This window comes from Nocardioides sp. (assembly GCF_030150155.1).
Taxonomy (GTDB): Bacteria; Actinomycetota; Actinomycetes; order Propionibacteriales; family Nocardioidaceae; genus Nocardioides.
The window spans coordinates 1-23,916 of sequence record NZ_JASLGR010000007.1 but is presented as its reverse complement, the minus strand read 5'-3'; the positions used below and the strand labels follow the sequence as shown (position 1 = coordinate 23,916).

Annotated in this window: 19 protein-coding genes; 8 read left to right on the top strand and 11 right to left on the bottom strand. The window is 70.1% G+C overall.

All coding sequences use genetic code 11. The features are described 5' to 3' along the window. Positions 1-54: 54 nt before the first annotated feature. Positions 55-1,398 carry a 3-oxoacyl-ACP reductase gene (locus tag Q1V88_RS01660; RefSeq protein WP_300677037.1) on the top strand — a complete coding sequence of 448 codons (1,344 nt, stop codon included), beginning with the start codon at positions 55-57 and terminating at the stop codon, positions 1,396-1,398. Then, complete coding sequence (locus Q1V88_RS01655; protein ID WP_300677035.1) at positions 1,398-2,282, top strand: MaoC/PaaZ C-terminal domain-containing protein; 885 nt, start codon at positions 1,398-1,400, stop codon at positions 2,280-2,282. The genes Q1V88_RS01660 and Q1V88_RS01655 overlap by 1 nt, the downstream gene beginning before the upstream one ends. Before the next feature lie 56 nt (positions 2,283-2,338). Here the strand turns inward: Q1V88_RS01655 and Q1V88_RS01650 are convergent, their stop codons facing one another. Continuing rightward, positions 2,339-3,208, bottom strand: coding sequence for an acyl-CoA thioesterase II (locus Q1V88_RS01650; RefSeq protein ID WP_300677032.1), 870 nt, complete (start codon positions 3,206-3,208; stop codon positions 2,339-2,341). Further along, positions 3,205-4,101: a PAC2 family protein gene (locus tag Q1V88_RS01645; protein WP_300677030.1), complete on the bottom strand. Its 897-nt coding sequence runs from the start codon at positions 4,099-4,101 to the stop codon at positions 3,205-3,207. The genes Q1V88_RS01650 and Q1V88_RS01645 overlap by 4 nt, the downstream gene beginning before the upstream one ends. Positions 4,102-4,344: 243 nt before the next feature. Here Q1V88_RS01645 and Q1V88_RS01640 point away from each other — a divergent pair, with 243 nt between their 5' ends. From Q1V88_RS01640 to Q1V88_RS01630, 3 genes are all read left to right on the top strand, one after another. Further along, positions 4,345-5,556 carry an acetyl-CoA C-acyltransferase gene (locus Q1V88_RS01640; protein ID WP_300677028.1) on the top strand — a complete coding sequence of 404 codons (1,212 nt, stop codon included), beginning with the start codon at positions 4,345-4,347 and terminating at the stop codon, positions 5,554-5,556. Position 5,557: 1 nt separating this feature from the next. Continuing rightward, positions 5,558-7,669: a 3-hydroxyacyl-CoA dehydrogenase NAD-binding domain-containing protein gene (locus tag Q1V88_RS01635; RefSeq protein WP_300677025.1), complete on the top strand. Its 2,112-nt coding sequence runs from the start codon at positions 5,558-5,560 to the stop codon at positions 7,667-7,669. A gap of 196 nt (positions 7,670-7,865) precedes the next feature. After that, complete coding sequence (locus tag Q1V88_RS01630) at positions 7,866-8,567, top strand: L,D-transpeptidase family protein (RefSeq protein ID WP_300677021.1); 702 nt, start codon at positions 7,866-7,868, stop codon at positions 8,565-8,567. 3 nt (positions 8,568-8,570) lie between these two features. Here the strand turns inward: Q1V88_RS01630 and dxs are convergent, their stop codons facing one another. The 6 genes from dxs to Q1V88_RS01600 form a co-directional block, all read right to left on the bottom strand. After that, on the bottom strand, positions 8,571-10,469 hold the full coding sequence (dxs, locus tag Q1V88_RS01625) for a 1-deoxy-D-xylulose-5-phosphate synthase (RefSeq protein WP_300677018.1): 1,899 nt from the start codon (positions 10,467-10,469) through the stop codon (positions 8,571-8,573). Positions 10,470-10,526: 57 nt separating this feature from the next. Continuing rightward, positions 10,527-11,258 carry a DUF3105 domain-containing protein gene (locus Q1V88_RS01620; RefSeq protein WP_300677016.1) on the bottom strand — a complete coding sequence of 244 codons (732 nt, stop codon included), beginning with the start codon at positions 11,256-11,258 and terminating at the stop codon, positions 10,527-10,529. 100 nt (positions 11,259-11,358) lie between these two features. Beyond that, positions 11,359-14,064, bottom strand: a complete 2,706-nt coding sequence (gene acnA / locus Q1V88_RS01615; RefSeq protein ID WP_300677014.1) for an aconitate hydratase AcnA — start codon at positions 14,062-14,064, stop codon at positions 11,359-11,361. 164 nt (positions 14,065-14,228) lie between these two features. Beyond that, positions 14,229-15,176 (bottom strand): hypothetical protein, encoded by a 948-nt coding sequence (locus Q1V88_RS01610; RefSeq protein ID WP_300677012.1) that lies wholly within the window; start codon positions 15,174-15,176, stop codon positions 14,229-14,231. Between the two features lie 91 nt (positions 15,177-15,267). Further along, positions 15,268-16,161, bottom strand: coding sequence for a class III extradiol ring-cleavage dioxygenase (locus tag Q1V88_RS01605; RefSeq protein WP_300677010.1), 894 nt, complete (start codon positions 16,159-16,161; stop codon positions 15,268-15,270). Positions 16,162-16,192: 31 nt separating this feature from the next. Further along, a complete protein-coding gene (locus tag Q1V88_RS01600) occupies positions 16,193-16,768 on the bottom strand; it encodes an NADPH-dependent F420 reductase (protein WP_300677008.1) in 576 nt (191 codons plus the stop codon). 88 nt (positions 16,769-16,856) lie between these two features. On the opposite strand from Q1V88_RS01600, the gene Q1V88_RS01595 reads away from it, so the two are divergent. Beyond that, on the top strand, positions 16,857-17,354 hold the full coding sequence (locus tag Q1V88_RS01595) for a MarR family transcriptional regulator (RefSeq protein ID WP_300677006.1): 498 nt from the start codon (positions 16,857-16,859) through the stop codon (positions 17,352-17,354). On the opposite strand, the gene Q1V88_RS01590 is transcribed toward Q1V88_RS01595, so the two are convergent. Together Q1V88_RS01590 and hrpB are read right to left on the bottom strand one after the other, a co-directional pair. Then, positions 17,351-18,649: an alpha/beta fold hydrolase gene (locus Q1V88_RS01590; protein ID WP_300677004.1), complete on the bottom strand. Its 1,299-nt coding sequence runs from the start codon at positions 18,647-18,649 to the stop codon at positions 17,351-17,353. The genes Q1V88_RS01595 and Q1V88_RS01590 overlap by 4 nt on opposite strands. Before the next feature lie 54 nt (positions 18,650-18,703). Further along, positions 18,704-21,280, bottom strand: a complete 2,577-nt coding sequence (gene hrpB, locus Q1V88_RS01585; RefSeq protein ID WP_300677001.1) for an ATP-dependent helicase HrpB — start codon at positions 21,278-21,280, stop codon at positions 18,704-18,706. 76 nt (positions 21,281-21,356) lie between these two features. Here hrpB and Q1V88_RS01580 point away from each other — a divergent pair, with 76 nt between their 5' ends. Both Q1V88_RS01580 and Q1V88_RS01575 read left to right on the top strand, forming a co-directional pair. Further along, a complete protein-coding gene (locus Q1V88_RS01580) occupies positions 21,357-21,650 on the top strand; it encodes a nucleotidyltransferase family protein (RefSeq protein ID WP_300676999.1) in 294 nt (97 codons plus the stop codon). Further along, positions 21,640-21,999 carry a HepT-like ribonuclease domain-containing protein gene (locus Q1V88_RS01575; RefSeq protein WP_300676997.1) on the top strand — a complete coding sequence of 120 codons (360 nt, stop codon included), beginning with the start codon at positions 21,640-21,642 and terminating at the stop codon, positions 21,997-21,999. Before Q1V88_RS01580 ends, Q1V88_RS01575 begins: the two co-directional genes overlap by 11 nt. Here the strand turns inward: Q1V88_RS01575 and Q1V88_RS01570 are convergent. Beyond that, positions 21,978-23,474, bottom strand: coding sequence for an ATP-binding protein (locus tag Q1V88_RS01570; protein ID WP_300676995.1), 1,497 nt, complete (start codon positions 23,472-23,474; stop codon positions 21,978-21,980). The two genes, Q1V88_RS01575 and Q1V88_RS01570, sit on opposite strands and share 22 nt — an antisense overlap. Between the last annotated feature and the right edge of the window lie 442 nt (positions 23,475-23,916).

The window sequence follows — 23,916 nt, the reverse complement described above, 5'->3', positions numbered from 1 at the left end:
ACAGTGAGTTACACAACCAGTTACAACTTCACGCCCGTCGGTTAGATTGCTCGCATGAGCGACAAGTACCAGTCCTTCACCTCCTCGGCGATCGGCAAGTTCCTGGTCAAGAACCTCGGGCTCCCCAACCCGACCAAGCTGGAGCGGTACGCCGAGGGCGACCCGCTCGTCTCGGGCACCGTCCTGCTGGGCGGGCGCGGCCGCCTGGTCGACGAGCTGCCGGGCCTGCTGGACGCGCTGGGGATCGCCAGCCAGGCCAGCCGCCCCGACGGCATGCGCTACAAGGGCCTGGTCTTCGACGCCACCGGCCTGACCTCGACCGCCGACCTGGTCGAGCTCCAGGAGTTCTTCACCCCGGTGCTGCGCAGCCTGACGTCCTGCGCCAGGGTGCTGGTGATCGGCACCCCGCCGGAGCTGCTCGAGGGCGGCGAGCGCATCACCCAGCGCGCCCTGGAGGGCTTCACCCGCAGCCTGGGCAAGGAGATCGGCAAGGGCGGCACCGTCCAGCTGGTCTACGTCGCCGAGGGCCGAGAGAGCTCGGTGGCCTCCTCGCTCGGCTTCTTCCTCAGCCCGAAGTCGGCCTACGTCTCGGGCCAGGTCGTGCGGATCGGGGCGCACGGCGAGCCGCAGGCGGCCGACATCACCTCCCTGGAGGACCTGACCAAGCCGCTGGCCGGCAAGGTCGCCTTCGTCACGGGTGCCAGCCGCGGCATCGGCGAGGAGATCGCCCGGGTGCTGCACCGCGACGGCGCCACCATCGTCGGCCTCGACGTCCCCCAGGCCGCCGACAGCCTGGTGAAGGTGATGAACGAGCTCGACGGCGACTGGCTCACCCTCGACATCACCGGCGAGGACGCCCCGCAGCGGATCGCCCAGCACCTGATCGACCAGCACGGCGGCGTCGACATCGTGGTGCACAACGCCGGCGTGACCCTGGACAAGAAGCTCGCCAACCAGACCCCGGAGCGGTTCGGCACGGTGCTCCGGATCAACCTGGAGGCACCGGAGCGGATCACCGCCGAGCTGCTCGCCCAGAAGGCGATCCGGCCCAACGGCCGGATCATCGGCGTCGCCTCGATCGCCGGGATCGCGGGCAACCTCGGCCAGACCAGCTACGCGGCCTCCAAGGCCGGCGTGATCGGCTTCGTCGACTCGCTCACCACCGAACTCTCCGACGGGATCACGATCAACGCCGTGGCCCCCGGCTTCATCATCACCCAGATGACCGCGGCCGTGCCGTTCGCCACCCGCGAGGTCGGCCAGCGCCTCAACGCGATGGCCCAGGGCGGCCTGCCGGTCGACGTCGCCGAGACCATCGCCTGGTACGCCAGCCCCGCCTCCACCGCCGTCAACGGCAACGTGGTTCGGGTCTGCGGCCAGATGATGCTGGGCGCCTGATGTCGGCCGCCGTGCAGACCGTCTCCGGGGAGACCGGCCTGGGCACCCTGGTGCGCCTGGCCCTGCCCGGACTGCCCGGTGTCGGCGTACTGCCGGGGATCCGGAAGCACGGCGGCGAGTTCGCCGGGCTGGCGTTCACCAGGCCTCCGGTGACCCTGGAGCGGCCCGCCGTCGAGGCGTACGCCGACGTGTGCCACTTCAGCGGCCTGGGCTCGCACGACACCGTGCCGCTGACGTATCCGCATCTGCTGGCGTTCGGCCTGCAGATGGCGATGATGTCGGACCCGGCGTTCCCGGTGCCGGCGATGGGGATGGTCCACCTGGAGAACAGCATCACCCAGCACCGTCGGCTCGCGATCGGCGAGACCGTCGAGGTCAGCGCCTCGGTCGGACCCGGCCGGGCGCACCCCCGGGGCACGGTGTTCGACCTGGTCAGCACCGTCACCGCCGACGGCGCGACGGTCTGGGAGGAGACCTCGACCTACCTGCGCCGTGGGCGCGGCGACGAGAGCGCGCCCTGGGGGCTGACGCTGCCCGAGGTCGCCGAGCGCGGCACCGGCTGGAAGCTGCCGGCGGACCTGGGACGGCGCTACGGCGCCGTCTCGGGCGACATCAACCCGATCCACCTCACCCCGCTGACCGCGAAGGCGCTCGGCTTCAAGCGCCAGATCGCGCACGGGATGTGGACCCTGGCCCGCTCGGTGGCGGCCCTGGAGAACCGGCTGCCGGCGGCGGTCCGGGTCGACGCCGCCTTCCGCAAGCCGGCGTTCCTGCCCAGCACGGTGATGTTCGGGGCGCACCCGACCCAGGACGGCTGGGCGTTCGCGCTGGCCAAGCAGGGCTCCGACACGGTGCACCTCAACGGGCTCACCACCGCCCTGTGACGGCGTGTGAGTGTCTGGACGGTCCCTAGACCGTCCAGACACTCACACGAGCAGTCTCAGCGCTCGCGCGGCGGTCGGATCAGGCCCTCCTGGGCCACCGTGGCGACCAGGGCGCCGTCGGCGGAGAAGACCCTGCCGATGGCCAGGCCGCGACCGCCCTGGGCCGAGGGCGAGATCTGGTCGTAGAGCCACCACTCGTCGGCCCGGAACGGCCGGTGGAACCAGATGGTGTGGTCGAGCGAGGCCATCTGGATGCCCGCGTGGTCCAGGGTGTGGGCGGCCAGGGTGGCGCCCAGCAGGGTGATGTCGCTCATCCAGGTGAAGGCGCCGAGGTGCACCGACGGGTCGTCGGGCAGGCGGCCGTCGATCTTGAGCCAGACCCGCTGCCGAGCCGGGTGATCGGGGTCGGCGGGCATGCCGTGCTGGGAGTTGCCGATCGCGCGGGCGTCGACGACGGCCCACTCCTCGGCCAGCGCCTTGCCCTCGTGGTCGTCGCGACCGGTGAGCAGCGAACGCAGGTCCAGACCCTGCTCGGGACCGGCCACCTCCGGCATCCGGTCCTGGTGCTCGTAGCCGTCCTCGTGGCGGTGGAAGTTCGCCGTCATGTAGAAGATCGGGCGACCGTGCTGGCGCGCGGAGACCCGCCGGGTGAGGAACGAGCGGCCGTCGCGGATCCGGTCGACGTCGTAGACGATCGGCCGGGTCGGGTCGCCCGGGAGCAGGAAGTAGGAGTGCATCGAGTGGACGAAGTACTCCTCGCCCACGGTGCCGAGTGCGGCCATCAGCGACTGCGCCGCGACCTGGCCACCGAACGAGCGGCCGCGGCCGTTGTCGGTGGAGCCGCCGCGGAACAGGTCGTCGTCGATCTGCTCCAGCTTCAAGACGTCGACCAGTGCCTGCACGGGGTCCGCCACGAGATCGCTCACGAGGTCGGGCCCTCCTCTCCATCGGAATCGGACGGGTCCGATTGGTTGTCGTGACGGTCCTCCAGACCGGCCAGGAAGCGCTCGAACTCCTGGCCCAGCTCCTCGCCCGTGGGCAGCGGCTGGTTGGGCGCGAGCAGGTTGGCGCCGGCCTCCTCGGCCCGGGTGAAGGAGTCGTACTGGCGCTCCAGGGCCTGCACCACCTCGGCGACCTCGGCGTTCTCCTCCAGGTACGTCGTGATCTCCTGGTTCCGGGCCTCGGCCTCGGCGTGCAGGTTGGCCAGGTCGATCGTGAGCCGACCGGCGTACTCCACCTGCTCCAGCAGCGTCACTGCTGCGGCCGGGTAGTCGAGCTGGGCGAGGTAGTGCGGGATATGCGCGACGAAGCCCATCGCGTCGTGACCCCAGGCGCCGAGGCGCAGCTCGACCAAGACCTGGGCACTGGAGGGCACCCGGAGCTCGCCCTGCCAGGGGCTCTCGGTGGTGATCAGGTCGGGGTTGTTGGCGTGCCGGGTGATCGTCAGCGGCCGGGTGTGCGGCACCGCCATCGGCACCGAGCCGAGGCTGATCACCGTGTCCACGCCGAAGCGCTCGACGACCTCGCGCACGGCACGGGCGAACGCCTCCCAGCGGTTGTCGGGCTCGTGGCCGTGCAGCAGCAGGTACGGCGTGCCACCGGCGTCGGTGAGCAGCCGGACCACCAGCCGCGGGGTCTCGTAGTCCTCGTAGTGGTCGCGCGCGAACGTCACCGGGGGCCGACGCGCCCGGTAGTCGTGGAACGCGTCGACGTCGAAGGTCGCCACGACCGGGGCCGCGGCAGCGCTCTGGACCAGGTAGTTGGCCGCCCGCACCGACGCGTTGCCGGCGTCCAGGAACCCATCCAGTACCTGCAGCATCACCAGCGGTCCGTCATAGTCGTCGAGGAGAGGTACCTGGTCGACGATGTGGACAAGCCGTGATTTCTGATTCTTCGCCACGTCTTCGCCCGCCCCTCTTCTTCGCAACACGACCAGCCCAACGACCCTCAGGGGGAACCCTATTCCCCCGCCATGTTACCGATGAGTAATGTGGTCTCTGTTGGATCTTCTTCCACTCCATGTCCATGCCAACCTGATGGCCAACCTGAAACAGGAGAACTGGTGTCCCGAGAACTGCGCGAGGTCGTCTTCGTAGACGGCGTACGTACTCCGTTCGGCAAGGCCAAGGGCCAGTACGCCGAGACCCGTGCCGACGACCTGGTGGTCAAGCTCATCCGTGAGCTGGTGCGCCGCAACCCCTCCCTTCCCCCCGAGCGGATCGACGAGGTCGCGGTCGCCGCGACCACCCAGATCGGTGACCAGGGCCTCACCATCGGCCGCACCGCGAGCCTGCTGGCCGGACTCCCCCAGTCCGTGCCCGGCTACGCCATCGACCGGATGTGTGCCGGCGCGATGACCGCCGTCACCACCACCGCCGGCGGCATCGCCTTCGGCGCCTACGACATCGCGATCGCCGGTGGCGTCGAGCACATGGGCCGCCACCCGATGGGCGAGGGCGTCGACCCGAACCCGCGGATCGTCTCGGAGAAGCTCGTCGACCCGTCGGCCCTGGTGATGGGCAACACCGCCGAGAACGTCCACGACCGCTACCCGGCGATCACCAAGGAGCGCACCGACGCCTACGCCGTCCGCTCCCAGGACCTCGCCGAGAAGGCGTACGCCGAGGGCAAGATCCAGCCCGACCTCGTCCCGGTCGCGACCCGCTCGGTCGAGAACGGCTGGGGCCTGGCCACCACCGACGAGCCGATGCGTCCGGGCACCACCGTCGAGGACCTGGCCAAGCTCAAGACGCCGTTCCGTCCGCACGGCCGCGTCACCGCTGGCAACGCCGCGGGCATCAACGACGGCGCCACCGCCTCGCTGCTGGCCTCCGAGGAGGTCGCCCGCGAGCTCGGCCTGCCGATCAAGATGCGTCTGGTCACCTACGCCTTCGCCGGGGTCGCGCCCGAGGTGATGGCCGTCGGCCCGATCCCCGCGACCGAGAAGGCCCTGGCCAAGGCCGGCCTGACCATCGAGGACATCGACGCCTTCGAGATCAACGAGGCGTTCGCCATCCAGGTGCTCGCCTTCCTCGACCACTTCGGCATCGACCAGAACGACGAGCGGGTCAACCCGTACGGCGGCGCGATCGCGTTCGGTCACCCGCTGGCCTCCTCGGGCGTGCGCCTGATGATCCAGCTCGCCCGGCAGTTCGAGGAGGACCCCTCGATCCGCTACGGCATGACCACGATGTGCATCGGCCTGGGCATGGGCGGCACGGTGATCTGGGAGAACCCGCACTGGAACGGCGAGAAGAAGAAGGTTGGTGCCTGAGATGGCCACGACTGACATCAGCAAGCTGCTGGTCGACATCGAGCAGCTCTTCAGCGACGACGAGGTCGTCACCAAGGCGCCGCTGCACAAGGTCACCCTGGCCTCGGGCAAGGTGCTCGGCGTGGTCACGCTGGACAACGGCAAGGACCACACCCGCCCCAACACCTTCGGTCCGAAGGGCCTGGTCGAGCTCAACAAGGCGTACGACGCTGCGCTGGCCGACGACGAGATCGACGCGATCGCGGTGACCGGCAAGCCGTTCATCCTGGCCGCCGGTGCCGACCTGTCGATGTTCAAGGACGCCCCGGTCTCGGGCGTGCGGACCATCGCCGAGCTCGGCCACGCCGTCTTCCGCAAGCTCGGTGACGGCGCCGTAGTCAACGGCACCCACGTGAAGAAGCCCTCCTTCGGCTTCATCAACGGCCTCGCCCTCGGTGGTGGCCTCGAGGTGGCGCTGCACGCCGACTACCGCACCGTGATCGACTCCGTGCCGGCCGTCGGCCTGCCCGAGGTCATGCTCGGTCTGGTCCCCGGCTGGGGTGGCGCCTACCTGCTGCCGAACCTGATCGGCCCGGAGAAGGCCGCCAAGGTCTTCATCGAGAACCCGCTCAACAACGGCAAGGTGCTGCGCGGCACCGAGGTCTCCGACCTCGGCATCGCCGACGTGGCGTTCAACGGCGCCGACTACCTGGAGCAGTCCTTCGCCTGGGCCGACAAGGTCCTCACCGGCGAGATCGTGGTCGATCGCCCCGAGATCGACCGTGGCGCCGGCTGGGACGAGGCCGTCAAGAACGCCGGGTTCTTCGCCTGGGCCAAGACCGGCAACGCCTCGCCGTCGGCAACGAAGGCCGTCGAGCTGCTCACCCTGGCCAAGACCGTGTCCAAGGACGAGGGCTTCGCCGCGGAGGACGACGCGCTCTCCACCGCCGTCACGATCCCGCAGACCGCCGCCTGCCTGTACTCCTTCGACCTGGTGCAGAAGCGGGCCAAGCGTCCCGCCGGTGCCCCGGACAAGTCCCTGGCGCAGCCGATCACCAAGGTCGGCATCATCGGTGCCGGTCTGATGGCCTCGCAGTTCGCGCTGCTCTTCGTCCAGCGGCTCAAGGTGCCGGTCGTGATGGTCGACCTCGACCAGGACCGCGCCGACAAGGGTGTGGCCTACGTCCACGCCGAGCTGGACAAGCGCCTGGCCAAGGGCCGCGCCAGCCAGGACACCACCAACCGGCTCAAGGCCCTGGTCAGTGCCGACGTGGACTACGCCCGCGCCTTCGGGGACGCCGACTTCATCATCGAGGCCGTCTTTGAGGAGATGAGCGTCAAGAAGACGGTCTTCGCCAACGCCGAGAAGGTCGCCCCGTCGACCGCCGTCTTCGCGACCAACACCTCCTCGCTCTCCATCACCGAGATGGCCAGCGAGCTGGCCCACCCCGAGCGGGTCGTCGGCTTCCACTTCTTCAACCCGGTCGCGGTGATGCCGCTGCTGGAGATCATCAAGGGCGAGAAGACCTCCGACGCCGCGCTGGCCACCGCCTTCGCTGCGGGCCGCACGCTCGGCAAGACGACGATCCTGGTCAAGGACAGCCCGTCCTTCATCGTGAACCGTCTGCTCGGTCGCTTCATGGGCGCCGTGGCCAAGATCGCCGACGAGGGCACCCCGATCTCGGTCGTGGACTCCGCCTTCGCCGGGGTGACCCCGATGCCGCCGTACATGCTGATCGCTCTGGTCGGTCCGGCCATCGCCTACCACAACAACGAGACGCTGGCCAACGCCTTCCCCGACCGCTTCTACCTCTCGGAGAACCTGCACAAGGTCGTCGAGGCGAAGAAGACGTCGTTCTACGGCCCCGACGGCACCACCCTGGACCCCGAGGTCGAGGCGCTGCTGACGGTCGGCGACACGGTCCTGACCGCCGAGGAGGTGCGCCGCCAGACCCTGGAGGCGCTCGCCGACGAGACCCGCCGGATGCTGGACGAGGGTGTCGCCCAGGCACCCGAGGACATCGACCTCGGCATGATCACCGGTGCCGGCTTCCAGTTCTGGAACGGTGGTCTGACCCAGCTGCTCGACCGTGAGGGCATCTCGCAGGCCGTCACGGGCACGACGTTCCACTAGGCACCACCCAGCGAAGCACCACCCAGCGAAGGGCCGTGACCGCAGCCTCACCCAGGCGCGGTCACGGCCCTTTCGCGACTTCCGGGTTCACCACCGCCCACTTCCGGGTTCACCACCGCCCACTTCCGGGTTCACCACCCTCCCAGCCCCACCCAGACGCCTGCCGCTCGCGGCGTTCCCTTGCTACGGTCGTGCCATGCGCAGGGCCGTCGTGGTGGCAGCGATCATCGTCAGTGTGTCGACGTGGGGAGGCATGGCCCTTCCCGCCGCCGAGGCAGCCCCCAGCGGTGCCGCGGCGATGCAGGGCAGGCTCAACGCCCTGGGCTGCGACGCGGGGCCCGAAGACGGTGTCGTCGGGTCACACACCCGCTCAGCGATCGTGCGCTTCCAGTCCCGGCTCGGCCACCGCCAGAGCGGCACGCTGACCTCGACCGAACGCACCCGGCTGAACGCGGCCGACGCCCCACGCTGCGATGTGCGTCCGGTCCCGGCCGGCACCGGCAGTGGCCGCCGGATCGTGATCTCCCAGCAGCAGAACTGGATCTGGCTAGTGGCGGGCTCGGGGAAGGTCGTCGCTCAGGCGGGGATCGTGGACAACCCCGCGGTGCTCCACCGGGGCCGTTGGCACACCGGCTCCTACTGTGGCCGTCCCGCGCGGGTGGTGAAGAACCAGTCCGGGTCGGTCTACATGGACAACTTCGTCAGGTTCGCCCCGTGCGGGATCGGCTTCCACCGGATCCCGACGTACAAGAGCTCGGGACGTCAGATGCACCCCGACTGGTACCTCGGCACCAACCTCGCCGGTGACTCCCACGGCTGCGTCAGGGTCAGCCTGGCGATGAGTCGCACGATCTGGTCGTTCACCGCCCGCGGACGCACCACCGTGGTGGTGCGCTGAGCCTCAGTGGCTGACGGGCTCCTCGACCGTCGCAGCGTGCGTGCCCTCGGCGAGCGCGGCCAGCGTCGAGGCGACGATCGCATCGGCGGTCAGGCCGATCCGGTCGAGGATCTTCGGACGCTTGGCGTGGTCGAGGAACTCCTGCGGGATGCCGTGGATCCGCACCGGCGTGCTGACGCCGGCAGCCGACAGGCTCTGCAGGAAGACAGCGCCGACGCCGCCGACGATGCCGTTGTCCTCGATCGTCACCACCAGCCGGTGGGTGCCGGAGAGCTCGATCAGGGCCGGGTCGACCGGCTTGACCCAACGCGGGTCGACCACGGTGACGCCGATCCCCTGCGCGACCAGCTTGTGGCCGACCTCGACGGCGGTGGTCGCCATCGAGCCGACGCCGATCACCAGTACGTCGGAGCCACCCTCGCGGACCAGCAGGTCGGCGTGACCGACCTGGCCGATCGCGTCGATATCGGCCGGCGGCGGCCCCTTCGGGTAGCGCACCACCGTGGGGGCGTCGTCGACGCAGACGGCCTCGCCGAGCAGCTCGCGCAGCCGTGAGGCGTCGCGCGGTGCGGCGAGCCGCAGGCCGGGCACGACCTGGAGCATCGACATGTCCCACATGCCGTTGTGGCTGGCCCCGTCGTCGCCGGTCACCCCGGAGCGGTCCAGGGCGAAGGTGACGCCGCAGCGGTGCAGGGCGCAGTCCATCAGGACCTGGTCGAAGGCCCGGTTGAGGAACGTCGCGTACAGCGCCACCACCGGGTGCAAGCCGCCCATCGCCAGCCCCGCGGCCGAGGTGGCCGCGTGCTGCTCGGCGATGCCGACGTCGAAGGTGCGCTCGGGGAAGGCAGCCTCGAACTTGTCCAGGCCGACCGGGTGCATCATCGCGGCGGTGATCGCGACCAGGTCGGTGCGCTCCCCGCCCAGGCGGACGATCTCCTCGGAGAAGACGTCGGTCCACGACCGCGCCTTCGGCAGCTCGACGCCGGTCTCGATGTCGAACGGGCCAGGGCTGTGGAACTGGTCGGCCTCGTGCTGCTCGGCGGCGTCGTAGCCGTTGCCCTTCTGCGTGATCGCGTGCACGATCACGGGGCCACCGAACCCCTTGGCCTGCTTGAGGGCCTGCTCCATCGCGGCACGGTCGTGGCCGTCCACGGGACCGACGTACTTCAGGCCCAGGTCCTCGAAGAGGCCCTGGGGCGCCAGCGCGTCCTTGAGGCCCTTCTTGACCGCGTGCAGCATCTCGTACGTCGCGCCGCCGCCGGGCAACGACGGCAGCCGGCGCTTGATCAGGTCCAGGGTGCGCTCATAGCGCGGGTTGGTCCGCAGCGAGGTGAGCGCGTTCGCCAGACCGCCGATGGTGGGCGTGTAGGAGCGACCGTTGTCGTTGACCACGATCACAAGTCGGGAGTCCCGCGCGATCGCGATGTTGTTCAGCGCCTCCCAGGCCATCCCGCCGGTCAGCGCGCCGTCGCCGATCACCGCGACGACGTGACGCTCCTCGCCCCGGATCCGGTAGGCCTTGGCCAGCCCGTCGGCGTAGGACAGCGCGGTGGAGGCGTGCGAGTTCTCGACCAGGTCGTGGGACGACTCGGCCTGGCTCGGGTAGCCCGAGAGGCCACCCTCCTGGCGCAGCGTGTCGAAGGCCGGAGCGCGTCCGGTGAGCAGCTTGTGCACGTAGGACTGGTGGCCGGTGTCCCACACGACGCGGTCGGTGGGTGAGTCGAAGATCCGGTGGATCGCCAGCGTCAGCTCGACCACGCCGAGGTTCGGTCCCAGGTGCCCGCCGGTGCGCGCGTTGGTGCGCACCATCAGGTCCCGGATCTCCGCCGCTAGCTCTGTCAGCTCCCGCTCGTCGAGCGCGTCCAGGTCGCGCGGTGATGCGATGCGGTCGAGAACAGCCATACCCTCCAGACTACCGGTCGGTACGCCCGGGACCGCTTCGGCACACCCCCGTTCGACTCACACGGCGGTGCCGGGCTCCTCGGTGGAACCGCCGCTCGGAGCGCCCCCACCGGTCGGGTCGGTGGTGCCCCCGACGCAGGAGACCCCGGCCTCCGGTGCTGCCTGACCCTGCCCGAAGCGGGCGAGGAACTGGGTGATCCGCGGGTCGTCGACGGAGTCGAGGGCAAGCTGGAACCCCCACACGGTGAGTACCACGGCACTGCGCAGATCCGGGTACGGCGCCATGATGCCGTTGCGCGGCAGGCGCTTCGTCAACGCGGCGACGTCGGCGCTGCCCAGGCTGGGGCGGTAGGCGATCCAGACCGCTCCGTGCTCCAGGTCGTGCACGGCGTTCTCGTTGCGGACCGGGACGTCGTACGCACCGCAGGCGAGCCAGACCGGGTCGTGCTCGCCACCGACGGGCGGCGACTGCGGGTAGGCCACCGGTCCGGTGACGTGGGCCGAGCCGAGGTGGCTGTAGCTCCTCAGCCCGGTGATCCCGAGCGCATCACCGCTCGCACCGCCACTCGCACCGGCGCTCGGACTCCCCCCGGGTGCCGCCGAGGGCGCGTCGTCGCGCAGCAGCGGCCAGGCCGCTCCCCCGGCGAGCAGCAGCGCCACCGCGAGGACGGCGACCAGGATCACGACCGGTCGGCGTCGACGCTCCGGCTCGACGATGCCGAGGATCTCCAGCCCCGTGGAGTCGGCGTACTGCGGCGTTTCGGAGGGCTCATGGGGCTGGTCCTGCATGTCCGGAGCGTAGCGAGTCGCGCCATCGCCTCGACACGCGGTCTGCAACGCAGCAGGGCCCCCGACCGTGAGGTCGAGGGCCCTGCCGGCGAGGTGTGCGTCAGCCGTTGACCAGGTTGCGCAGCACGTACTGCAGGATGCCGCCGTTGCGGTAGTAGTTCGCCTCACCGGGGGTGTCGATGCGGACGACCGCGTCGAACTCCACACCGGTGTCGGTGACGACCTTGACCGTCTTCGGGGTGACACCGTCGTTGAGCGCGGTGATGCCGGAGATCGAGAAGGTCTCCTCACCGGTCAGGCCGAGGGAGTCGGCGTTCTGGCCCGCGGGGAACTGCAGCGGGATGACGCCCATGCCGATCAGGTTCGAGCGGTGGATGCGCTCGTAGGACTCGGCGATGACGGCCTTGACGCCCAGCAGCGAGGTGCCCTTGGCAGCCCAGTCGCGGGACGAGCCGGAGCCGTACTCCTTGCCCGCCAGGACGACGAGCGGGGTGCCGGCGGCGATGTAGTTCACCGAGGCGTCGTACACGGCGACGACGGGCGCGTCGGCCTGGGTGAAGTCACGCGTGACGCCACCCTCGGTGCCCGGGGCGACCTGGTTCTTGATCCGGATGTTGGCGAAGGTGCCGCGGATCATGATCTCGTGATTACCACGGCGCGAGCCGTAGGAGTTGAAGTCACGCTGCGCCACACCGTGCTCGGCGAGGTAGCGACCCGCCGGGCTGTCGGCCTTGATGTTGCCGGCCGGGCTGATGTGGTCGGTGGTGACCGAGTCGCCGAGCTTGAGCAGCACGCGAGCACCCGCGATGTCGGTGACCGGGCTGGTCTCCAAGCTCATGCCGTCGAAGTACGGCGCCTTGCGGACGTACGTCGAGTCCTGGTCCCACGTGAAGGTCGCACCGGTCGGCGTGGGCAGGTTCTGCCAGCGCTCGTCACCGGCGAAGACGTCGGCGTAGTCCTTGGTGAACATGTCGGAGTCGATCGCCTGGGCGATGGTCGCCTCGACCTCGGCCGGGGTCGGCCAGATGTCCTTGAGGAAGACGTCGTTGCCCTCGGTGTCGGTGCCCAGCGGCTCGTTGAACAGGTCGATGTTCATGTTGCCGGCGATGGCGTAGGCGATGACCAGCGGCGGGGAGGCCAGGTAGTTCATCTTGATGTCGGGGTTGATCCGACCCTCGAAGTTACGGTTGCCCGACAGGACCGAGACGACGGCGAGGTCGTGCTCGTTCACCGCCGCAGAGACCTCGGGGATGATCGGGCCGGAGTTACCGATGCAGGTGACGCAGCCGTAGCCGACGAGGTTGAAGCCGACCTTCTCCAGGTACGGCGTCAGACCGGCCTTGTCGTAGTAGTTCGTGACGACCTTGGAGCCGGGCGCCAGGGTGGTCTTGACCCACGGCTTGCGGGTCAGGCCCTTCTCCACGGCCTTCTTCGCCAGCAGCGCAGCGCCGATCATGACCGACGGGTTCGAGGTGTTCGTGCAGGAGGTGATCGAGGCGATCGTGACCGCGCCGTTCTCCAGCTCGAAGCTCTCGCCGTTCTCCAGCGTGACCGGGATCTTCGCGGTCGGCTGCGAGGTGTACGTCGGCAGCTGGGTCGCGAACGCCGAGGCGGCGTCGGTCAGCTCGACGCGGTCCTGGGGACGCTTCGGGCCGGCGATCGAGGGCACGACGGTGGACAGGTCCAGCTCGAGCTTCTCGGAGAAGCGCGGCTCGGCGGCCGGGTCGAGCCAGAGGCCCTGCTCCTTGGCGTAGGACTCGACCAGCGCGAGCTGCTCCTCGCTTCGACCGGTCAGGCGCAGGTAGTTGATCGTCTCGCCGTCGATCGGGAAGACCGCGATGGTCGAACCGAACTCGGGGCTCATGTTGCCGATCGTGGCGCGGTTGGCCAGCGGCAGGGCCGCGACGCCGGCACCGTAGAACTCGACGAACTTCCCGACGACGCCGTGCTTGCGCAGCATCTCGGTGATCGTGAGGACGAGGTCGGTGGCGGTCGAGCCCTCGGGCAGGTCGCCGGTGAGCTTGAAGCCGACCACGCGCGGGATCAGCATGGAGACCGGCTGGCCGAGCAGAGCGGCCTCGGCCTCGATGCCACCCACGCCGAAGCCGACGACGCCGAGGCCGTTGACCATCGTGGTGTGGGAGTCGGTGCCGACGCAGGTGTCGGGGTACGCCTGGAGGACGCCGTCGACGGTGCGGGTGAAGACCGTGCGGGCCAGGTGCTCGATGTTGACCTGGTGCACGATGCCGGTGCCCGGCGGGACGACCTTGAAGTCGTCGAACGCGGTCTGGCCCCAGCGCAGGAACTGGTAGCGCTCCTTGTTGCGGTCGTACTCGATCTCGACGTTGCGCTCGAAGGCCTCGGGGGTGCCGAAGACCTCAGCGATGACGGAGTGGTCGATGACCATCTCAGCAGGGCTGAGCGGGTTGATCTTGGTGGCGTCGCCACCGAGCTCCGCAGCGGCCTCACGCAGGGTGGCGAGGTCGACGATGCAGGGCACGCCGGTGAAGTCCTGCATGATCACGCGCGCCGGCGTGAACTGGATCTCCTTGTCGGGCTGGGCGGTCTCGTCCCAGCCGGCCAGGGCCTTGATGTCGTCGGCGGTGATGTCAGCGCCGTCCTCGGTGCGCAGGAGGTTCTCCAGCAGCACCTTGAGGGAGAAGGGCAGGGACGCAACGTCCAGGCCCTCCCCCTTTACCGCGTCGAGGCGGAAGATCTCGTAGTCGGTGCCCTCCACCGAAAGGGTGCTCTTGGCACCGAAGCTGTCCTTGCTGGCCAACGCCGTCATCTCCTCGTCGTACGTCATCGCACGTAGTTGCACAGGCAGGTGGTCACCATCCTGCCGCTTGACTCCGACTCCCGAAAAGTAAGGCTTGCCTTGCTTCACGGGCGGTGCTAGCTCATCGGAATCTCTTGACATCAAGATACACGATGTCGAGGTGGTTCCGGTAACGAAACGCCTCGGTGAGATCAGGAGATCCGGGTGTACGCCCAGGAGAGCTGCGCCTGGGTCCAGCCGGTCGCCGGCGGCTGGTACTTCACCAGGGCACCGAAGTCACTGAAGTCCAGGCGCTCGAACGTCCCGACGTTGACGTCGTGACCGTCGGTGCGGGGGTAGAGACAGAGGAAGCCCTGGCTGGAGGTCGGCTCGGCGAAGGTGCCCGTGCACGCCTGCGTCGGCGCCACCTGCACCTCCTTAAGGCCCAGCACCCGGTTCGGGAACGAGATGGTGACGGTCCGCAGCTCGGGGCGCACGACGCCGTCCTTGTCAGCCGGGTCGTTGCCCGCGACGTAGGCCACGCCGGCGTACCCCGTCAGGGTGCTGCCCTTCGAGATCGGCTTCGCACTCCAGCTCTGGGTCAGGGTCTCGACGGTGCTCGGGGCGAGGTTGCCCATCGTGATCGTCTGGGGCGCGATGTTGCCGACCTCGGAGTCGAGCAGCACCTCATCGCGTACGCCGCCACGGATCGTCATCGGGGCGATGTCGTCGGTGCTCAACGTGTGGTCGGAGATGTCACCACTGGTGATCGAGTTGTCCCGGATCGCGCGGCTGTTGACCGAGCCGGTAGCCAGGTTCTGGTCGAAGATCTGGCCCTTGCCGATGTCCTGGCTGCCGATCGAGCCGTCGGCGATGTCGATCCCGCCGAGGGACCCGTTGGCGATGTCGATCCCGCCGATCGAGCCGTCCTTGATCTCCGCCCCACCGATCCGCCCCAGGGCGATGTCCTTCTCGGTGATCGAACGGTCCTTGATCTTGGCGCTGGTCACCGCGCCGTTCTTGAGATTGGCGGTGCCGACCGAGTTCGGCGCCAGCTTCTTCACCACGCCGGCGACCGCCTCTCCCCCGCCGGCCGCGCCGACGGCGACGATCAGGGCGAGGGTGGCGGCGACGTTGGCGTACGACAGACGAGGGCGCATGGCTCCATCGTGGCGCGCCGAGGTCGGCCGCGTCGCATCAACGGGTCGACAACCCTGCGACAGCAAGGCTGTCGACCCGAGGCAGGCGGCCTCAGGCCGCCTGGAACGACCGCTTGGACAAACCGATCGCATACCCGTCGATCGCCGTGGTCGGCGCGGCCGTCGGATCGGCCGAGGCGCCCAGGGTGACGAAGAGCGGGGTGAAGTGCTCGACCGTCGGGTGGGCATACGGCATTCCGGGAGCCAGATCCCGGAACCCGGCCAGGGCGTCGACATCGCCGCGGCCGAGCGCCTCAGCCGCCCAGGCGTCGAAGTCGGAGGACCACCCCGGCACGGAGTTCGGCTTGGACCAGTCCAGGAACGGAAGGCCGTGGGTCATGTACCCCGAGCCGATCACCAGCACGCCCTGCTCACGCAGGGTGCTGAGCCGTCGACCGAGGTCGAGGAGCTTCTCGGGCTTGTGGGTCGGCATGCTCAGCTGGAGCACCGGGATATCGGCCTCGGGGTACATGATCTTCAGCGGCACCCAGGCGCCGTGGTCGAGGCCCCGCGAGCGCTGCTGGTGCAGCGGCTCGTTGTCCGGCATCAGGGCGGCGATCTGAGCGGCGAGATCCGGGGCGACGGGCGTGTCGTACCGCATCGTGTAGTACATCGGGTCGAACCCACCGAAGTCGTAGACCAGCTCACTCGGCGCCGAGGCACTCAGGCTGGTCGGCGCGAGCTCCCAGTGTGCCGAGACGATCAGGATCGCCCGCGGGCGCGGGAGGTGATGGGCCCAGGTGTGCAGCTGGGTCATCCAGTCCGCCATCTCGAAGAGCATCGGAGCACCGTGGCTGACGTACAGACTGGGCAGCGGCCCGTCCGACGGGGTCCACTGCCGGTGCGGCGTACGTCGCTGGAGTGCCGCAGCCTGCGTGAGGTGGCGGGCGAAGGGATGGCGCGGGTCGATCCGTGCATCCGCGCGAGCGGTGGTGCTCAGGTTCATGATGGTCCTTCGAGAGTGTCGAGCGGGTGGATCAGTTGATCAGCCCGAAGCCGCCGGTCCACGAGATCTTCTCGGCGGCGGCGAGGGTAAGCTGGAGGAAGCCGACGGCCTCGAGCTCGCGAGCACGCGTGAGCGAGCCCGCGTCGACGGCGCGCAGCCCACCGGCAGTGACGATGCCGGCGAGGACGGCCTTGGCGTCGGCGTCGTCGCCGGCGATCAGGACGGTGGTGGTCAGGTCGCCGACCTTGCCCGCCGCCAGGGTGCCGGCGAAGGTGGTGTTGAACGCCTTGAGGACGCGCGAGCTCGGCAGAGCCTGCGCGAGACCTGCGGCGGCGGAGCTGTCGGCCGGGACCAGCAGCGAGTCGAAGGTCTCGAAGTCGAGCGGGTTGGTGATGTCGACGACGATCTTGCCGGCGAGCTGCTCGCCGCGGACCGCCACGATGTCCTTCAGGGCGCCGAACGGGACGGCGAGGATGACGATCTCGCCGCTGATGGGCTGCTGGACGTCGTCCTCGCCGAGAAGCTCGACGGTGTTGCCGCCCGCTGCGACGACCGACGAGATCGCCTGAGCCATGGTGCCGGTACCGATGATGCTGACGCGTGCCATGATCTGCTCCTTCAGAAGTTTTGTTGTTGCTTCAACTAAAGGTACACCGCGTTTGTTGTTGCTACAAGTATTCGGGCAGAATGGGGCTATGGAGACACGGTGGCTCAGCCCTGAGGAACGCGCCGCCTGGGTGCGCATGATCGCCGTGGTCGAGCTGCTCCCCGGCGTCCTGGACTCGCAGCTGCGCCGGGACTCCCAGCTGACCCACTTCGAGTACTACGTGCTGGCGATGCTGTCGGAGGCTCCGGAGCGCACCCTGCGGATGACCGCCCTGGCAGCGCAGACCTCGGCGACGCTCCCCCGGCTCTCCCACGTCATCCGCCGCCTGGAGGAGCGCGGCCTGGTGGCGCGCTTCCCCTGCCCCGAGGATGCCCGCGCCACCAACGCGCAGCTGACCGAGGCGGGCTGGGAGGCGGTCCAGGCCGCGGCCCCGGGCCACGTCACGACGGTGCGCGAGACGGTGATCGACGCCCTCACCCCGGAGCAGATCACGCAGCTGCGCGACATCTCCGAGGCACTCCTGACCCGCCTCGACCCCGATCGGGTGATCACCGACCGCGTGATCGGCGACAGGGCTCCCCGCTAGCCGATCGGCTCCACCCGGCGTCGGCCCTCGCCGGTGCGCAGCAGCCGACGCAGATGAGGGAACACCCCGCCGTTGGCCAGTCCGTCGTGCTCATGCTCGCTGGTCACCCACGCCTGCGACGCGCCGATGCGCGCCAGCGTGTCGAGCTGGAGTCCGGAGTCGACATACATGTCGTCGAAGTAGACCGCCGCGACCAGGGGCACGGTGTTCGCCGCCAACCGGTCGAGGTCGTACAGCGGCCGCCACTCGGTGCGCGCCGCCATCACCTGGACGGCGTCACGGAACGGCCGCAGCAGACGGACCTGCTCGAACATCCAGGGGAAGGCCATCTCGCCGGTCAGGGCCAGCGGCCGCCGCTCGGGTGCCAGCTCGGGGCGCCGGTCGCGCTCGGCCTGGGCCGCCCACGCTGTCGCACCGCCGCCCGCGTCGGCGTAGATCGCCTCCTGCAGCGTCCAGTAGAGCGGGTTCCTCGCCGACGAGGTCAGCGCCAGGCAGCCGGCCAGGAACTCCTCGGTCAGCTCACCGTCTGCTCTGAAGGCACTCTCCAGCAGCCAGTGCAGGCGTTCGGAGCCGCGCTGCATCCCCAGCTCGATGCCGAGGGTCTGGAACCGCTCGACGGTGAACAGGTCCCCGTCGGGCAGGTACACGTCCCCGACCGCCAGCCGGTCGGCGATCCGCGAGACCTGGGCGACGTCGCCCGGGTAGCGGGCGAAGTGGGCACGGGACTTCGCCGCGACCCTGTCGAAGGTGCGCCGGTAGACCTCGGCCGCGCTGACGCCGATGCCGGGGATGCCGCCGCCGACGTAGCAGGCGCTCAGTCCCTCCGGTGCGGTGGAGAGGTAGCGCAGCGTGATCCAGCCGCCGTAGCTCTGACCGAGCGTGCTCCACGGGGCGCCCGCGTAGACCGTCGTACGGACATGCTCGAGGTCGCGCACGATGGAGTCGGCACGGAAGAGCGCCAGGTGCGCCGCGGCGCTCTCGGCGTCGTCGAAGGCGGCCAGGTCCCGGCCCTCGATCCGGCTGCTGCCGCCGGTGCCACGCTGGTCGACCAGGATGATCCGGTACTCCTCCAGGGCCTCGGCGATCCACCCGGACCGCTCGGTCGGGCGCGGGCAGGCACCACCCGGGCCGCCCTGCAGGTAGGTCAGGAGCGGCAGCTCCTCGTCGCGCCGCTCGGGGTCCACCAGCTCGCGGACCAGCACACGGATCTGCTTCCCCTGCGGCGCCGCCCAGTCCAGCGGCACCTCCACGGTGAACTCCCGAACCCAGATACCCGGCACGAGGTACTCCTCCACCGTCACTCCCCTTCGCTTGTTGTGATCGTCCATCTCACCACGCCCCGTGCTGGCTCAGGACCGGGGGCGGGTGGCGTTGACCCGCTTCGTGGCCGGTGCCGTGCGCGGGTCCTCGGGCCAGGCGTGCTTGGGATAGCGCCCCCGCAGATCGGCCCGCACCCCCGGATAGCCGTTGTCCCAGAACGACTCCAGGTCCGCGGTGATCGCGGCCGGGCGGCGCGCTGGGGAGAGCAGGTGGAGCAGCAGCGGCACCCTGCCGGCGGCCAGGCTCGGCACCGGCCGCCACCCGAAGACCTCCTGAAGCCGTACGGCGAGCACGGGCTGCTCTGCTGAGTAGTCGATCCGCACCACCGACCCACTGGGCACCTCGACCCGCTCGGGTGCCAGCTCGTCGAGGCGTCCGGCCTCGGGCCAGGGCAGCAGCGAGCGCAGCGCCGCGAGCAGGTCGATCCGGCGCAGCTGGTCGGCCGAGCGCACCCGGGCCAGCTGCGGGCCGAGCCAGTCGGTCAGGTTCGCGGTCAGGGCGGCGTCGCTGACGTCGGGCCAGGGCTCCCCCAGCGCCCGGTGCAGGAAGTCCAGGCGGGCGCGCAGTGCGGTGGCAGCCTCGGACCAGTGGAAGATCCCGATCCCCTCGGCGGCGATCGCGGTGCTGAGAGCGGCGGCAACGGCCTCGGCCGGCGGGTCGGTGAGCGGGACGGAGCTGAGCTCGATCGCCCCGAGCAGGGTGCGGCGCCGGGCGAGGACCCGCCCGTCGCTCCAGGTGACCTCGTCGGTCTCGGTCCACAGCGAGGGCGCTGCCTCCAACGCCAGGTCCTCGGTCAGCGGCGCCGCCGCGCGGATCCGGGCCTCGCGCTGACCGGGGCGCCGGTCCGCGTCGGCGACGGCCAGCCAGGGCAGTCCTGCCAGGCTGCTCGCCTCGCGCGGGTCGAAGGCGGCCCCGGTGCCGGAGGCCATCAGGTAGCTCGACGACCCGGCCCGCCGGCAGGCGATCCGGTCGGGGTGGGCCAGCGCGACCACGAGGCCGACCGCGACGTCGTCGGTGAGCGGGGTGGTGGGCTCTTTGGTAGAGGGAGTGGTGGGCGTAGTGGCGGTCACAGTGGCGGGAGGGTCGGTGTGCGATGCGGCGATCCGCTCCAGCCGGTCGACCTGGGTCCGCCACGCTCCCGTCCGAGCTCCCGCGCGCAGTCCGCGCAGCGCCGCGACGAGGTCACCTCCGGGAGCCCGCACGTCCTCGCCGAGCATCGCGACGACCTCCGCCGCACGACGTACGCCGACCAGGGCCGCACCGTCGAGCAGGGCGCGCGCCAGTCGCGGGTCGGTCGGGATCGCGGCGATCACCCGGCCTCGGCGGGTCGCGCTTCCCTCGGGGGTCAGGGCGCCGAGGTCGACCAGGACCTCGGTCGCAGCGGCCAGCGCGTGTGCCGGGGGCTGGTCGAGCAGCGCGAGCCCGTCGGCTCCGGTGCTCCCCCAGCAGGCCACCTCGAGCGCGAAGGCGGTGAGGTCGGCGGTCAGGATCTCCGGTTGCGGGTGGGCGGCCAGGTGGGCGTGCTCGGCCTCGGACCAGCAGCGCAGCACCACCCCGGGCCCCAGGCGCCCGGCCCGCCCGGCTCGCTGCTCGGCCGCGGCCCGACTGACCGCGACGGTGACCAGCGAGGCCAGTCCGCGTCGATGGTCGGTGCGCGGCTCGCGGGAGAAGCCGGCGTCGACGACGATCCTGACCCCGGGCACCGTCAGCGAGGACTCGGCCACCGCGGTGGAGACGATCACCCGACGCCGTGGACCCTCGGTCAGGGCACGGTCCTGCTCGGGGCCGGGAAGCCTGCCGTGCAGAGGGTGTACGTCGGCGTGGACGCGCCCGAGCCGGCGTACTGTCGCATCGACCTCGGCCACGCCGGGAACGAAGACGAGGACGTCGCCCGGGTGCTCGCTCAGGGCCCGACGCACGGTCGCGGCGAGATGGTCGTGGAAGGCCGGGGTGATGCCGCGGTCGTCGGTACGCCGCACGCCCGGCGGCACCGGGCACCAGACCTGGGCGACGGGGTGGAGCGCTCCGGGAACACTGATCACCGGGACCTCGGCGACCGGACCGCTCGCCCCGGCCAGCAAAGCCGCGGTCCGCTCGGCCTCGATGGTCGCCGACATCGCCACCAGGACCAGGTCCTCGCGCAGCGTGGCCCGCACGTCGACCAGGAACGCCAGCGTCAGGTCCGCGTCCAGGTGCCGTTCGTGGACCTCGTCGAGCACCACCGCGCCGACCTCGGCCAGCTCCGGGTCGTGCTGGAGGCGGCGCAGCAGCAGTCCGGTGGTGACGAACTCGATCCGGGTATGCCGGCCCGCGCGCCGCTCCCCGCGCACGGAGTACCCCACGGTCTGGCCGACCGGCTCCTCTAGCAGCGCGGCCAACCGCCGTGCCGCAGCCCGCACCGCGATCCGGCTCGGCTGCGTGACGATCACCCGGCCCTCGACCGCCGCAGCGACCGCCGGCGGAATCAGGGTCGTCTTGCCGGTGCCCGGCGGCGCCTGCACGACCGCCACCCGGCTGCCGCGCACCGCGTCGGCCACCGCCCCGAGGCTGGCGGTGACCGGGAGGTCGGGCGGCGCAGCGAGGAGGGTGTGGAGCGGGTCGGACACGACAGCAGTCTGCCGCACCCGCGAGCGCCCGACGTCGGCCCGACACAGAGGACGACAAAGTCGTTACGATCAGGGTATGAGGGCCGTCCAGGTCGACCTGCAACGTTTGCGCGAGGTGTGCGAGCGTTACGGCGTCGCGTCTCTGGAGGTCTTCGGCTCGGTAGCGCGCGGAGAAGAGACCCCGGACAGCGACATCGACCTTCTGTACGTGTTCAGACCCGACGTCGTGACAGGCTTCAGGATCTTCGACCTCGAGGACGAACTCTCAGCGCTGTTCGGCCGCCCCGTCGACCTGGTCGGGCGCGATGCCATCAACAGGCACCTGCGCGCCAGCATTCTCGCCGAGGCGAGGCCCCTCTATGCGGCGTGAGGATCTCTTCCTTCACGAGATGCTCGACGCCGCGGCAGCGATCGTCGACCTTGTCGGCGACTCGACCGAGGACGCTCTGCGCAAGGACCAGATGCGACGTAGCGCGATCCTGTGGAACTTCACGGTGCTCGGCGAGGCCGCCAATCGTCTGCCCGCCCACCTTCGCGAGGCCTTTCCCGACGTCGAGTGGCGTGCAGCGACGGCGTTGCGAAACCGCATCGTGCACGGATACTGGGACATCGATCCCCGGGTGCTCGCGGACGCCGCGAAGAACCACCTCCCGGCGATGATCGTCCACCTCAGGGCCGTGCTGCTCGCGCTGGAGGGTCAGTCGCCGACCGGCGCCTGAGCCTCCCCCGCATCCCGGAAGCCCAGCACCGCACGGGTCATCGCGTTGCGGGTGTCCAGCAGGTCCGTGACGGCCTGGGTGAGGTCCTCGGCCGAGACCGCCAGGGGCTCTTCCGCTGGCGCGTCGCTGCGGTCGGCAGCGATCACCGCCGAGCGGCGCAGGAGTTCCTTGAGGAACGATGCCGTCACTCCCTCGGTCCGGTCCAGGATCTCGTCGATCCCAGATAGGTCGACGTCGAGGCAGCCCCGGTAGAGCTCCATCAGCCGCTGTCGCGCTGTCCGGTCGGGCAGGTCGATGTGGACGGCCTGGTCGACGCGGCCGGGCCGTGAGGCGAGCGCCGGCTCGAGCAGGTCGGCGCGGTTAGTGGTGAGTAGGAAGACCACGTCGGCGTCCTCGTCGAGGCCGTCCATCTCGTTGAGCAGGGTGAACAGGAGCTGGCCCTCGCCGCTGTAGTGGTCACGTTCCTGCGCGATCAGGTCGACGTCCTCGACCACGATCATGGCGGGCTGGAGGGTGCGGGCGATCGAGCAGGCGTCCCGGATGGCGCCGAGCGTCTCCCCGGTGAGCTGGACGATCGTGGTGTCACGCAGTTCGCCCATCAGGTAGCGAACCGTGTGGGTCTTGCCGACCCCGGGCGGCCCGTAGAGCAGCAGGCCACGCTTGAGGTGCTGGCCCGCGGCTCGCAGACGGGAGCTGTTCCGGGCGACACCGACCACCTGCCGGCGTACGTCGGCGAAGGTCTCGGGCGGGAGGATGAGGTCCTCGGGAGCCATCGAGGGCCGCTCGTGGAAGCGGAGCAACGACGAGCGCTCGCCGAACATGGTGTGTCCGAAGGAGACGACCTGGCCGCGGTAGACGTTCAGCTCCAGCGACATCCGGCGCAGGTCCGCGGCCATCGCCTGCGCCGCGTGCGGGTCCTCCGAGACGATCTCCACGCTGACGCCGTACGTCTCACTGTCGCGGTCCGGGCCCCGGAAGAGGGCCGCGAGCGGCACCCCGTCACTGACCGTGAGGACCACAGCAGCGCGCAGGCACTCCCGCGTAGCACCACTCGGCCCGCTCGCACACGCCACCCGGGTGACGTTGCCCGGCCTCGGGCCGTGCAACGCCTCCATCGGATCGGCGGTGAGGAGGTCGGAGAGGCCGAAGGCACCGCGATGCCGGTAGTTCGTGATCCCGACCAGCTCGTGCTGTCGACCCTGAAGCCAAGCATCCAGCGCCGCCTGCACGTTGACGTGCTCGTACGCCGGCCAGCTCTCCTCCACGATCGGCAGGTCATGCACCGGCACCCCCAGGTGCTCGGCGATCGTCGACCCCAACGTGGGTCGCTCAGCGGCACGCGCCTGGCTCACGAAGCGACGGACCAGCTGCCGGCGGAACCGGCCCAGGTCCGCTACCTCGAACCGCTCCGACTCGGCCGGCGCGCTCGGCACCGCAGCAGGTGTCGCTGCGTAGCTGAAGTATCCACGGGTCATGCTGGCCACCCTAGGTACCCGCTCCCCCAGCCTCAACGGCTTTCCGCACCGGCCCGCCACCAACCGAGGGGCGGCGCGGCCCCCGCGATCGCGTCCAGGTCAAACGTCGAGCGGCCTGGGGTCTCCACAGCAGGGCCTTCCAGCGGTTCGCCCCTAACACTCGTGGCACATTTAGGCAGTTTCCTGCAAATTCTGCCAAGGCAATGCCAGGCTACGGCCACACCAGTGGTTGCGAGGGGTGGAGGCATCCGCCCCTCGCGCCTCGCAACCACTAAACGATTCACACGAAGCGAAACCGAGGTCTAGACAGGTGAACCAGGATCCCGCGGTTTTGTCGGTCGCCGAATCTAGGTTTTCGGCCATGCCAGAACCCACCCGACCCACCCCTGACTGGAGCGACGCAGCGCGGTCAGTCTGGGGCAAGTCTTCCGGCTTCGACGGT